At 60.2% G+C, this 12,179-nt stretch carries 6 protein-coding genes and 1 pseudogene; 2 read left to right on the top strand and 5 right to left on the bottom strand.

Features of this window, described 5'->3' with window-relative positions; translation table 11 throughout:
- Positions 1 to 17: 17 nt before the first annotated feature.
- On the top strand, positions 18 to 1,664 hold the full coding sequence (locus V9L13_RS08195; protein WP_338802138.1) for a phospholipase D-like domain-containing protein: 1,647 nt from the start codon (positions 18 to 20) through the stop codon (positions 1,662 to 1,664).
- A gap of 412 nt (positions 1,665 to 2,076) precedes the next feature.
- Positions 2,077 to 3,636 carry a TerC family protein gene (locus V9L13_RS08190; protein WP_338802137.1) on the top strand — a complete coding sequence of 520 codons (1,560 nt, stop codon included), beginning with the start codon at positions 2,077 to 2,079 and terminating at the stop codon, positions 3,634 to 3,636.
- A gap of 103 nt (positions 3,637 to 3,739) precedes the next feature.
- Here the strand turns inward: V9L13_RS08190 and V9L13_RS08185 are convergent.
- The 5 genes and pseudogenes from V9L13_RS08185 to wecB form a co-directional block, all read right to left on the bottom strand.
- Positions 3,740 to 4,815, bottom strand: a pseudogene (locus V9L13_RS08185) (GGDEF domain-containing protein).
- Positions 4,799 to 5,677, bottom strand: coding sequence for a DUF4434 family protein (locus V9L13_RS08180; protein WP_338802136.1), 879 nt, complete (start codon positions 5,675 to 5,677; stop codon positions 4,799 to 4,801). Before V9L13_RS08180 ends, V9L13_RS08185 begins: the two are co-directional and overlap by 17 nt.
- Positions 5,677 to 8,838, bottom strand: a complete 3,162-nt coding sequence (locus tag V9L13_RS08175) for a phage receptor (RefSeq protein WP_338802135.1) — start codon at positions 8,836 to 8,838, stop codon at positions 5,677 to 5,679. The genes V9L13_RS08180 and V9L13_RS08175 overlap by 1 nt, the downstream gene beginning before the upstream one ends.
- Positions 8,835 to 11,009: a cyclic di-3',5'-guanylate-activated glycosyltransferase NrfB gene (nrfB, locus tag V9L13_RS08170; protein ID WP_338802134.1), complete on the bottom strand. Its 2,175-nt coding sequence runs from the start codon at positions 11,007 to 11,009 to the stop codon at positions 8,835 to 8,837. The genes V9L13_RS08175 and nrfB overlap by 4 nt, the downstream gene beginning before the upstream one ends.
- A complete protein-coding gene (gene wecB, locus V9L13_RS08165) occupies positions 11,006 to 12,160 on the bottom strand; it encodes a UDP-N-acetylglucosamine 2-epimerase (non-hydrolyzing) (RefSeq protein WP_045122482.1) in 1,155 nt (384 codons plus the stop codon). Before wecB ends, nrfB begins: the two co-directional genes overlap by 4 nt.
- Positions 12,161 to 12,179: the final 19 nt, after the last annotated feature.

The raw sequence follows: 12,179 nt of genomic DNA, 5'->3' as shown, positions 1-12,179 counted from the left end.
ATCACAAGGAGTGAATCATGCGGGTACTGGTCGCCAATCCTCAGGACGATTTTCGCGTCAAAGCTTACGCCGGCACCAACGGCGTGTTGCTCGCCATGGACCTCGCCGAGCCCCGACGCAAAGGCCTGCTCGGCTTCGCCATCGAGAAGCAGCAGGGTGACAGGCCGTGGTTGTTCCTGTTCAACAGCCTGACGTTTCCCGGCAAGGCTCACACTTTCCTCCAGTATCACGCCACGCCCAGCGATAAGGCCCCTTTGCAGAAATTCCGCTGGGCCGATTACGCGGTGGATCCGGGGACAACGATGCACTATCGCGTGCATCTGGCCTACGGCACGGCGGATGCACCGCAACTGGGCGAATCGCTGGAGCTGAGCATCAGCAGTGACGATGGTCATCCGGCCAACCAAAGCGTGATCTTCAACCGCGCCGTGGCCGCCAGTCAGGCCTTCCAGCGCAAGTTTCCCGACCTCGACGCACAAATCAGCGCCAACAAGAATCTGCCCATCGAAGCCTGGCCCGACGCGGCGCGCCTGTGGTTGGAGAACGGCCTGCTGGAGCGTTTGCTCGGGTACATCGAGCGCGCCGTCGACGCCAATTGGGCGTTGGATATCGCGATCTACGAGTATCAGTTGCAGGCGATCATCGAGGCGGTGAACGCGGCGTTCGCCCGCGGGGTTCAAGTGCGTGTGCTGTACCACGCTCGACCTGATGATTCCGATACCGCCCTGAACGAAGCGAACCTGGCGAAGTTGCCGGCGGCAAACAAGCGCGCTCGCGTCACTCACGAGATCTTCCACGATAAATTTATTGTCCTCAGCCGTGTCGATGGCAGCGGGCAGCGCCAACCGCAGGCGGTGCTGTGCGGCAGTACCAATTTCACCGCCAATGGCGTGTATCGCCAGGCCAACGTGGTGCACACGCTCGACGACGTGACGATTGCCACGCGTTATTTGCAAACCTTCGAAGAAGTCTGGGCCAACCCCACCGATGTCGGCGCGACGCGTACCTGGATTACTCAACATAACCCGATGGACCCAACGCAGCCGCTGTTTGCCGGGTTCTCGCCACGCAGCGGTGGTGGCGATTTGCGTGAGTTCGTCGAGATCATCGAGGCGGCCAAAAAGGACGTGTTGTTCGTCACGGCTTTTGCCCTGCCGGACATGATTCTCAACGCGCTGCTCGGCAAACCGCATGACGACATCCTGCGTTACGGTCTGCAAAACACCGCGAGCAGCATCACCGGGTTTCATGCCGACCGCACAGCCGAATTCGCCGCCACGGCATTACTCAATACCGGGCTGGAAGGCTGGCTCAAGGAAAGCATGAAAGGCCAGAAGGGCAACCTGCTGGTGCACACCAAAGCCGTGGTCACCGACTTCACCACCGATGCGCCGACCATCATCAGCGGCAGTCACAACCTCAGTACATCAGCCAGTAACGGCAATGACGAGAACTTCCTGATCATTCGTGGCGACACCGATCTGGCTGACCGCTATGGCCTGGAACTTCTGCGTTTCTATGAGCATTACCGCTTTCGCTATTTCGCGAAAAAACTGGAGCTCAAGCAGGTGAGTCCGTTGGCGGTGGATGACAGCTGGACCAACGATTATTACGTGGAAGGGGATTTGCGGCAGTTGTCGCGGTTGCGTTTCGCCGGGCGATGATGTGGCGTTTGATGAACCCTTCGCGAGCAAGCCCGCTCCCACATTGGCCCTCTTTGAACTCAGAGCTTGCGTCCGACGAATAACCCCTGTGGGAGCGGGCTTACTCGCGAAAGGGCCAACAGGAAAAACACATTTCTTGTGCTCTTACAGATTTTGAAATGATTTGCCACTGTAGAAAATGTGCCCTGAGCCTGTACGCTCCAAGGCCATTTTTCATTCAGGATTTGCATGAACACCCTCTCGGAGCCTCCCAGTCGTACTTTCTCTTCGCGCCATGGCGCGGTCTTGACGCACTCGCAGCATCCGGTTTTCCGACTCCCGACTATCGTTGACAACGCGGCATCAGAGCCTTCGCGTTGCACTTTGCCGTGCCCGGCAGCCTGAATTCACTGAAGAGAGATCAAGACATTTTATGGAATGGTTAGCGGATCCCACGGCCTGGTTAGGCTTGTTGACTTTGATCGTGCTGGAACTGGTGCTGGGTATCGACAACCTGGTGTTTATCGCAATCCTGGCGGACAAACTGCCGCCGCATCAGCGCGATCGCGCGCGGATCATCGGCCTGTCGCTGGCGCTGATCATGCGCCTGGGCCTGTTGGCGAGTATTTCCTGGCTGGTCACCCTCACGCAGCCGTTGTTCGAGGTATTCGACAAGAGCTTCTCCGGCCGTGACCTGATTATGCTGTTCGGTGGTGTGTTCCTGCTGTTCAAGGCGACGATGGAGCTGCACGAACGACTCGAAGGCCATGTCGGCCAGCGCTCGAGTAACGCCGCTTACGCGCTGTTCTGGCCAATTGTGGCGCAGATCGTGGTGCTCGACGCGGTGTTCTCGCTGGACGCGGTAATCACCGCCGTCGGCATGGTGGATGAACTGGCGGTGATGATGATCGCGGTGATCATTTCCATCGGTCTGATGATCGTCGCCAGCAAGCCGTTGACCCGCTTCGTCAACGCGCACCCGACGGTGATCATGCTGTGTCTGGGCTTCTTGATGATGATCGGTTTTGCCCTGACGGCCGAAGGCTTGGGCTTCCACATCCCGAAAGGCTATCTGTACGCGGCGATTGGTTTCTCGATCCTGATCGAGGTGTTCAACCAGATTGCCCGGGCCCGGCGCAAACGTTCGATGCAAGGCCTGCGCCCCATACGTGAGCGTACGGCCCATGCGGTGATGCGCCTGCTGGGCGGGCGCAAGTTGGAAGTGGAGGAGGTCGGCGAGGAAATCTCCGACCTGCTGGATGACGGCGAAGCACCGAGCGCGGAGCTGTTCGACCGCCGCGAGCGAGTGATGATCAGTGGCGTGCTGCAACTGGCCGAACGTCCGATTCGGAACTTGATGACCGTGCGCGCCGACGTCGACACCATCGATCTGGCCGACGACGCCGAGACGATTCGCACGAAATTGATGCATTCGTCGTATTCACGTCTGCCGCTGATTCGCAACGGCGCGGTGGATGAGCCCTTGGGCTTCGTGCACAAAAAGGAACTGCTCAAGGAATACCTGGCCGGTGCCGAGCCGAACCTGGAGCATTTGGCGCGCAAGACCATCAACCTGCTAGACAGCTATTCGATCCTCAATGCGCTGGAGCAGATGCGTGCGGCGTCGACTCACATCGCTTTCGTGGTCAACGAGTTCGGTGACTTCGTCGGCGTGTTGACCATGACCGATATCCTCGAATCGATTGCCGGCGAATTGCCCGATGCCAGCGAAATCGAGGGTCCGGATGTGATCGAAGAGCAGGGCGGGTTTGTCGTCAGCGGCGCACTGAACCTGATGCGCGTGCGAGAACGCACGGGTTTTGGTGCGCAGCCAACCGAGGACTATCAGACGTTGGCGGGGCTGGTGATGAGCCTGCTGGATCGCTTGCCGATGAAGGGTGATCGCCTGCAGTACGAAGGCTGGCAAATGACCGTGGTTGCCGTGGAAGAACGACGGGTGACGCGGGTGTTGCTGGTGCGTGACGTCGCGTAATCCTTGAGCGCTTCTTTCGCGAGCAGGCTCGCTCCCACTGTGGAATGTGTTCCAGAGTGGGAGCGAGCCTGCTCGCGAATGCAATCTGTCCCGCGCCACAAAATCACTGGTGAAAAGTGAAGCGATCCTTGCCCGTATGCTTTGACTCATACAACGCGTCATCCGCCTTGACCAGTGCCTGATTCAAGGTATCGCCATCCTCCACCCGGGCCACACCCATGCTGATCGTGACCGGGTGCTGTGTCGGTTGCTCGCGAACCACCCGGCACAACTCGCCAGCCAGCGCCTCGACATCCTCGCGCCGCACACCCGCCAGATAAATTGCAAACTCCTCGCCACCCAGACGAGCGAAATCGTGCTGCGCCATCACCGTTTTGATATCGGCTGCCACGCGCTTCAGCACTTCATCACCAATGTCGTGACCGTACACATCATTCACTTTTTTGAAGTTGTCGATGTCGATCATCGCCAGGTAATGGTCATGCTGGCGGGGAACTGTTTTCAGGTGGTTTTGCGCGACGGTCATGAACGATCGGCGGTTGGGGATTTCGGTCAGCGTGTCGTTATAGGCCTGATCCAGCAGCAGCCTGGACATGATGTAGTTGTAGAGCTTGGCCTCACGCAGTTTGAGGAAGGTGTAAATCGTCAACGAGCAGAGAAACACGCTGTAGCAGGCGGTCATCACGCCCCTGAGTTCAATAAGGGTAGTGGGGGTATTGATGAACGGGTTGAGTACCAGCCAGATGATGGCTTGCGTCGCGAAAAATGCCCAGCGACTCAGTGGCAGCACCGATACGCTGTAGAGCATGCTCGCCGCGGCGAGTACCAGCCATGAGCTGTGAACCGCGAGTGGAACGCCGGTGATGATCAGCCGCACGCCCACCGTCAGGCCCAGTACGAACAGCAGCGTGATCACGTCGAAATGGCGAGTCTTGTGGGTGAACCCCATGACGACGGTCAACGTTGAAAAAAAGTGATGAAGGCCATCGAGCGCCAGGTGAATCCCTGTTCTCCGAGGAAGCTGACGACCAGATCGAACACCAGCCAGATGGCGAAACTCGCGGCGTAGATCAGCAGACTGAACGTGTGCAGCCGTTCGAATTCATGCTGGATGAACTCGGCCCGCAACTCGGCGGGCGCAGTTTTCTTCTGTACCTGCTCTTCAATGAGTCTGTACATTGCTGCCTTGCTGTTTGCGCTGGTTGTCGAGGATCACCCGAGCCCAAGGGCGGTAACGCAGGGAAAATACAGCGCTGACGTGACAGCCGGTGGATGCCGCATCGGGCAGCGCAGGTTCGGCACGAAACGGCTGGCCCTCGGCACTGACCTGACGGAATGCCTCGCGCACAATACCCACGGAGCAGGGCAGAGCGCTGGCATAGCCATTGCGCACCAGCGGTGACAATTTGCCCGTGCCTGCACCATCCTGCCACCACACCTGAACATCGGCGCCACTCAGCTCGCCCAGCCATTGCCCGTTGACCGTCGGTGCGAGTTTGCCGGCGCTGAACGCACTGATGTGCAGCGGTGCGTCGAGCTTGCCGGCGAAAGCCTTGAGCTGTCGTTGCAACGTGGCTCGGCGATCGGCCGCCAGGAAGTGGAAGTCATCCAGTTCCATCGGCAAATACCAGCCACTGACAGGCAATTTCCAGTCCTTGCGCAGTGTTTGCTGTTGCGCCAGTGACTGACCCAACTGTGCCTGCCAGTAGGTGGCGAGCCCGGCGGTATCCAGTTCGTCGATACGCTGGTAGTAGGCCGGATCCATCTTCAGCCCGAGCACCAGTTGCAAACCCTGTTCCCGAGCCAGTTTCAGGCTGTTGGCGAGCCAGCCACTGGCGCCGCCAAAGTCCGAATCGCCATAAGCGGTCCACTGCACGATCACTGTGCTGATGCCTTGGCGGGCGGTGTCTTGCCAGATTTGTTGCCACTGCGCCTGACTGAGGCTGGCGTCGACATTCAGCGGTTGATAAAACACGCGCTCGTCAGCACGCGCCACAACTGCGCCCAGCATCAGGCAGAAAAACAGTATCCAGCGCGCCATCAGAAATTCCACTCCACGCCCAGCAGCACACCGTTGCCGGCGTCATACAGATTGCCGCCCAGCGATTGCTGGTACTCGGTGCGCACTGTCAGTTTTGAACGGTAAGCGTTGTAGCGGTCATCGTCATACCACCATTGCCAGCGCAGACCGACACCGGTGCGCAGGTCCTGACGCCAGTCGTTGCTCGGGTCCTGGCTGGCAAATTCGAGGAAGCCATACGGCATGATCGTCTGTGCGGCGTTGGACGGCAGCTTCCACGCATGACCCTGCTGGAAACGCGACAACCACTGGTGATCGCCAGCCTTGGTCCACCATGCGGCATCAAGATAGAGAAAGCGCTCATCCCAGTCGCTTTCATCGACACGCCAATCGTTGCGGTACTGGCCCTGATCGAGGAACGAGGCCGTGGCGCGCAGCAGGTAATCGGTAGTGGTGTGGCCGTCCTGACGATGATCGTCGAGCTGATCCGAGAATTTATGCGGGTTGATCATCTGCCCGAGGCTCAGGCCATGATTGTCCTGATCATCGAACTGGCTCTGCTTGTAGATCTCGGCGTAGAGGTTGATGTTCTGCGTGCCCCACGGTTTGTAGCGCAGGCCGACACCCGCTGCGGCGGACTCGGCGTAGCTGGAGCGACTCTGACCACCGAGCAAAACCCGCCCGTAGACCGACAGCGTGCTTCCCGCGCGGCTGGGTTCTTCACCCAGTGCGTGGTCCCACATCGCCACTTGCACGTTCTGCGAACTGGCGCTGCGGCGTGAGCCCTTGGTGTTGTCGTCACGCAGGAAATCGTTGGTCGAAACACCGGCTGGCGACCAGGTGCTGGCGAGGGTGAAACTGTCGCGCCGTGAGAGCGTTTCGTGGGCGCGACGCTGGCGATAGCGCCGGGCTTCCATGCTGCCGTCTTCATCTTCGGCGGCTACCGGGTTTTGTTCCAGATCGATTATTCGGCGCAATTCCTTGCGCGCCGAGGCGCTGTCCTCGACTTCGTCATAGCGCCAGGCCAGGGTTTCGCCGAGACGATAATCCTCGGGGAAATCCCGGGTCGCCTGCTGCAGGTACGGAATCGCCCGGGCGCGTTCTTCGCGAGTCGGCGCGCCGGACAGGCGCATACCGTAATCGGCGCGATAACGCGGGTTGTTCGGATCGCGACGTACCGCTTCCGCCAGCCAGGCATTGCTTTGCGGCAAGTCGCCAGCCTTTTGTGCAGTGACGGAAGCGGCATAGAAATGCCCGGCATCCGGTGCTTGCTGCAAAGCCTGACGTTGGCGCTGCAACGCCTGGGCGTGGTCGCCACGGGCATCGGCAATCGCTGCGCCGAGTGCCCATTCATTGGCGCCGCGAGTTGCGCTTTGCTGCCAGTAACCCTCGGCAGTCTGGCTATCACCGGCATTCAGCGCACTGCGGCTGGCGGTCAGACGTGCGTTGTCGCTGAGTTCGGCGACGGGAATGCTGCGCCAGATCGCCAAGGCACCAGCGGAGTCACCAGCGGCCTCCAGCGCATAGGCCAGTGGCAGACGGCTGCCGCGGTCGCCGAGCCCTTCTGCCTGTTGGTAATAAACCACCGCTTCACCGGGGCGGTCCGGCATTGCACAGCGGCCGAGCGCACGATAATCGCCGGCGGCCTGCGGGTGGCTGCCAATTGCTTGCTGCACGACATCGCACTGACCGTTTTCCGCCAGTTGCGCAAGCAGTTGGCCACGGCTGGCGCCGTCGATCTGGCTGATCAGCGATGCCATCCGCCGCTGTTGCGCGGGCGTGGTGTCTTTGGATGACGCGTAGATTCCGGCCAGACGCTGCAGGGCGGTGCCCGGCAGGCGACCACCGAAGCGGTCATAGGCGTTTTCCAGCAGTTCCTGCGCGTGAGCACGATCACCGCTGCTGAGAGCGAGGAAACTGGCCTGATTCAGCGAAGCCAGATCTCCGGTCTGACGATAGTGGTATTCCCACAGCGTTTGTTCTTCGGTACGGCGCCCCATGGACTGGGCCAGTTGCGCGCGACGCTTGACCACCGCTGGAGTCTGCTCTTGCCCCGCAAGCCAGACCATGACTTTGCTGCTCTGCCCCTGTTCCTGCCAGACATCGAGCAGTTGTGCCTGTCGCCGGTTTTCCCAGGGCTGTGGCAAGGTCGTGCTTTGCATCAGATCGGTGGCTTGCAGGCGCTGAGCGAGTACCAGCCACGCTTGTGGATCGTCGGTTGGCTGGCAACTGCGTAACTGCGTCAGCGCTGCTTCAGGATCGTGGCGCGACAGCCAGTCGACGGTTTCCAGGCAGGGGCGCTGCAGGTCGTTGCTCAGGCGCTGCACGGTAGGCACATCGTCGGTCTGCCGGGCCAGTTCCCACAGCCGCTGGCGTTGTGTCGGATCCGCCAAATCCGCAGCGGGCAATGACTGCAACCAGCGCTGAGCCTGTTGATCGTGGCCCATGGCAATGGCGCGATCGACCATCGCCAGACGTACCTTGCGCGCGGCGTCAGGGCTTGGTGCCTGTTGCAGCAGTTGCTGCAACGGTTTTTCGTCCAGACGCTGCACGTAAGCGTTGGCCAGACGTTGCCAGCCTTCGGCATCCAGTTGCTTGCGTGCCGCGAGGGGGGCCAACTGATCGATGGTGCCACTCCAGTCACGCAGTTGCTCAGACCAGTTGGCGCGGGCCAGACGCAGGATGTTGTCATCGCCCCTGGGCGCCAGTTGCGCCAGCCAGTCGTGGGCCTTGGCCGCACCACCGAATTTGGCCAGGCTCAAACTGTAGGCCTGCCACAGACGCACACGGTCGTTCAGATCGCTGGTCGCCATCCATTGCTCGACCTGGGTGCTGCTCGGCGGATCCTGTTCGATCCAGGTCAGGCGCAGGTCGAGAGTGGCTGCGCTGTCGCGTTCCGGCAACGCTTCGACGGCGTCCTTGTAACGGCGTTGTTTGGCCAGGGCGTCCACCAGCAGCGCCCGAGCTTCATCATTTTTTGGAACCTTCTCCAGCAGGTGGCGCATCAGGCGTTCGACTTCTTTCCAGTTGCCTTTCTTCGCTTCCCGATAGCTGCGGTCCATGTAGGGATAGCTGCGAAACTGTTCGAAATCGCTCAGTGGCGCGGCTTGCAGCGGGTAGGCGCTGCTCAGGCCGAGCAGCAGGCTGCCCATCACTAAAGTGTGACGATGTACTGGTTTCATGCGACCTCCCGGACGATGCGGTAAGCCGCTTGTTGTTCACTGGCCTGATCGGCCAGGGCTTGCTGGAGAACTTCCTGAGTGATCATGCCGCGGGAAATCAGGTGTTCGCCGAGGGACATGTGTTCCGCATCGAAATCGATCAACGCCTGATTGAACAGAGTCGGCGGAACCATGCCGCGCACCTGCAGCAGGTTGCCGAGCAGTACCTGATGGCGACTGACGCGTTCCAGCAGGTCTTCATCGTCCTGATGGCGCTCAAGCACTTGCAGCATATGACGCACTTCCTCACTTTGCCGGGGGCTGGCGTACCAGTAGCGAATCCCCAGCGTGACCCGGCCCTGCGGTGCCAGTCGGCAGCGCACCGGGCGTTTCAATTGACGGCTGATCGCACCGAGCGATACCTGACTGACCGGGCCTTCGGAGGCGAGCACCAGAGTGTCGCCTTCCTCGGCGACCGGCAGTACGCCGTAGTGCGAAGCGACCCGGCGTGGCACGGCGTCGATCAGGCGCTGGTCGAGCTTGAACGGATTGAGCGGTGCCCATTCCAGTTCCAGCTGCTCGGCGAGTTCCTGTACCAGTTGGGTGCTGTTGATGTACTCACGCAACAGCAGCTCGCGACCCAGACGCCGACGCACCGGGCTGGTGATCGCCGCTTCCAGTTGTTCCTCCGTGAGCAGGCCTTTTTCCACCAGACGATGACCCAGCGGCGTGCGTTGCGCCTTGGTCAATGCCGGGAATTCGTGGGTGGTCTTGTCCCACGCCACGCGTCGCGAGTCGCCCATCGCCATGACCTGACGCAGGGCCCGTACGTTGGCGAAGAAGTTGACGAAGTTGCTCCACATCATTCGTGGCGCCGAGAGCAGGCCTTCGATCAGCCCGTAATAGCGGGTGACGAACCAGCCACGCTGGAACAGGCGATTGAGCAGCATGAAGCCGTTGAGCCAAAGCAACGCCGAGAGCAGCGAACTGTCGGAGAGAATCGATGGATAACGCCACGATTCGGGGGAAATCACGGTGATCAGCCACATCGCGATCAGGACGACGAACAGCAGGTTGACCAGAAAACTCAACATATAGGCGATCAGGCCGCGACGGTCACGCCACAGGAAGTAGTTGAGCAGGCCCTTGCGGCTCCAGCCGAGGTTCTTGGTGCCTTGGAACACGATGCCGACGATCCAGCGCGACTTTTGCCGGATCGCGTGTTGCAGATCGCGGGGAAAGTGCTCGCGCACGCAGATCACCTGGGAGAATTCGCGGTTCATGCCGAACACCCACGGTTGCTCCAGTGCCAGCTTCGGATCGCTGACCGAGTAACGGGCAAAAATGCACTTCATGCCTTTCTGCTTGAGGCGGAAGCCGATGTCGTAATCCTCGGTGAGACTCTGTACATCGAACGCGATACCGTCACCGTCTTCGAGCAGGGCGCTGATGGCTTTTCGACTGAAGCAAGTGCCGACCCCGGCGCTGGGTACCTGACCGGTCAGGGCTTCACGGACGATGACGTCCTTGCCGTGGTTCTCGGCGAATTCGTCGACATAGTGGCCAGCAGTAAAACCTTTCCACTCAGGTGCGTAGGGGTAGACCGGAATCTGGATCAGATCCTTGTTTGGCAGCAGGTAGTTGAAGAGGCGCAACTCCATCGGCGAAATCACGTCTTCGGCGTCGTGCAGGATGAACCCGGCGAACTGGATTTTCGCCTCGCTTTCAAAACGCAGGATCGCGTCGATGATGTTGTTCAGGCAATCGGCCTTGCTGGTCGGGCCGGGGCGGGCGCAGACCACTTTGTGCACGTTCGGATAGTGTTGGCAGACCGCGTCGACGTCGGCCTGGGTTTCGGCGTCGTTGGGATAGGTGCCGACGAAAATCTGATAGTTCTCGTAGTCGATGGTCGAGGCCGCCAGGCGCGCCATTTCACCCACCACGCCAACCTCGTTCCACGCCGGCACCATGATTGCCAGCGGTTTTTCGGGGATGGTGTAGAGACGTTGTTCGTCCGCGCGCTCGAATTTTTCGTAAATCCGCCAGCGCCGGATCAGCTTGCGGAACCAGTAGACCAAGTCGATGAACAGGTCATCCAGACCAAGGATGAACATCAACAGGGCGAGGGCAATCGCCACATATTTAAGACCAAACAGCACATACGCAAAGAAGTCGACCCAACCCAGACTCATACGTCGCTACCCACCGCCGAGCGAGCACTCAGCCAGGCATGAAGGCGAGTGGCAATGAGTTCGCTGGCGTGGCCGTCGCCGTACGGGAAGTGCACGCGGCTCATCCGGGTGTAGGTGTCCTGGTCGTCCAGCAACTGGCTGGCTTCTTTGACGATGCGGGACTTGTCGGTTCCCACCAGCAGCATGGTGCCGCTTTCCAGCACGGATGGCCGTTCGGTCACATCGCGCAGCACCAGTAGAGGTTTGCCGATGGCCGGAGCTTCCTCCTGCACGCCGCCGGAATCGGTGAGGATGAAATGCGCTCGGCCCATCAGCCACACGAAGTTCGGGTAGTCCTGCGGGGCGATCAGATAGATGTTGGGTTTGTCCGAGAGCGTGCCGTACACCACTTCCTGCACCAGCGGGTTGAGGTGCACCGGGTAAACGAACTGAACGTCGGGATAACGCTCGGCCAGCTCTGCCAATGCCTGGCAGATATTGCGGAAACCATCGCCGATGTTTTCCCGCCGATGGCTGGTGATCAGGATCATCCGGCGCTGATCATCGAGGACAGCCAACGGCGAGTCGGCGGCTGGATGCCAGTTGGTTTGCTGCTGGTGATCGCGCATCCACAGCAAGGCATCGATCACGGTATTGCCGGTGATTTCGATGTTGTCCTCGGGCACACCTTCGCGAAGCAGGTTGGCGGCGGTCTTGGAGGTGGGCGGGAAATGCAGGTCGGCAATCACGCCGGTCAAGCGTCGATTCGCCTCTTCAGGCCATGGTGCGCGCAGGTTGCCGGTGCGTAAGCCTGCTTCGACGTGGCCGATGGGTAGCTGACGATTGAACGCAGCGAGGGCGGCGATGAAGCTGGTGGTGGTGTCGCCGTGTACCAGCACGATGTCCGGCTTGACGCGTTCGTAGGCTTGATCGAGTTGTCCGAGCAGGTTCTGCGAGAGACCGTTGATGGTCTGACCCTGGGTCATCACCTGCAGGTCTTCGTCGAGCGTCAGTTCAAAGGCGTCGAGCACCTGGGCGAGCATCTCGCGGTGCTGGCCGGTGGAGCAGATGTTCAGTTGGATGTCGGGCCACTGGCGCAGAACCCTGGCCAGGGGGGCCATTTTGATGGCCTCCGGACGAGTACCGAAAACCATCATGACTTTGAAAGACATTGATCCCTCCTGGGACATG

It is taken from the genome of Pseudomonas sp. RSB 5.4, from assembly GCF_037126175.1.
Classification (GTDB): domain Bacteria; phylum Pseudomonadota; class Gammaproteobacteria; order Pseudomonadales; family Pseudomonadaceae; genus Aquipseudomonas; species Aquipseudomonas fluorescens_H.
This window is presented reverse-complemented; position numbering and strand designations above follow the sequence as displayed.

What these genes read in the sequence shown, in the direction of transcription:
- V9L13_RS08195 (WP_338802138.1), top strand. Translation starts at nt 18, where the DNA reads ATGCGGGTACTGGTCGCCAATCCTCAGGACGATTTTCGCGTCAAAGCT.
- V9L13_RS08190 (WP_338802137.1), top strand. Translation starts at nt 2,077, where the DNA reads ATGGAATGGTTAGCGGATCCCACGGCCTGGTTAGGCTTGTTGACTTTG.
- V9L13_RS08180 (WP_338802136.1), bottom strand. Translation starts at nt 5,677, where the DNA reads ATGGCGCGCTGGATACTGTTTTTCTGCCTGATGCTGGGCGCAGTTGTG.
- V9L13_RS08175 (WP_338802135.1), bottom strand. Translation starts at nt 8,838, where the DNA reads ATGAAACCAGTACATCGTCACACTTTAGTGATGGGCAGCCTGCTGCTC.
- nrfB (WP_338802134.1), bottom strand. Translation starts at nt 11,009, where the DNA reads ATGAGTCTGGGTTGGGTCGACTTCTTTGCGTATGTGCTGTTTGGTCTT.
- wecB (WP_045122482.1), bottom strand. Translation starts at nt 12,160, where the DNA reads ATGTCTTTCAAAGTCATGATGGTTTTCGGTACTCGTCCGGAGGCCATC.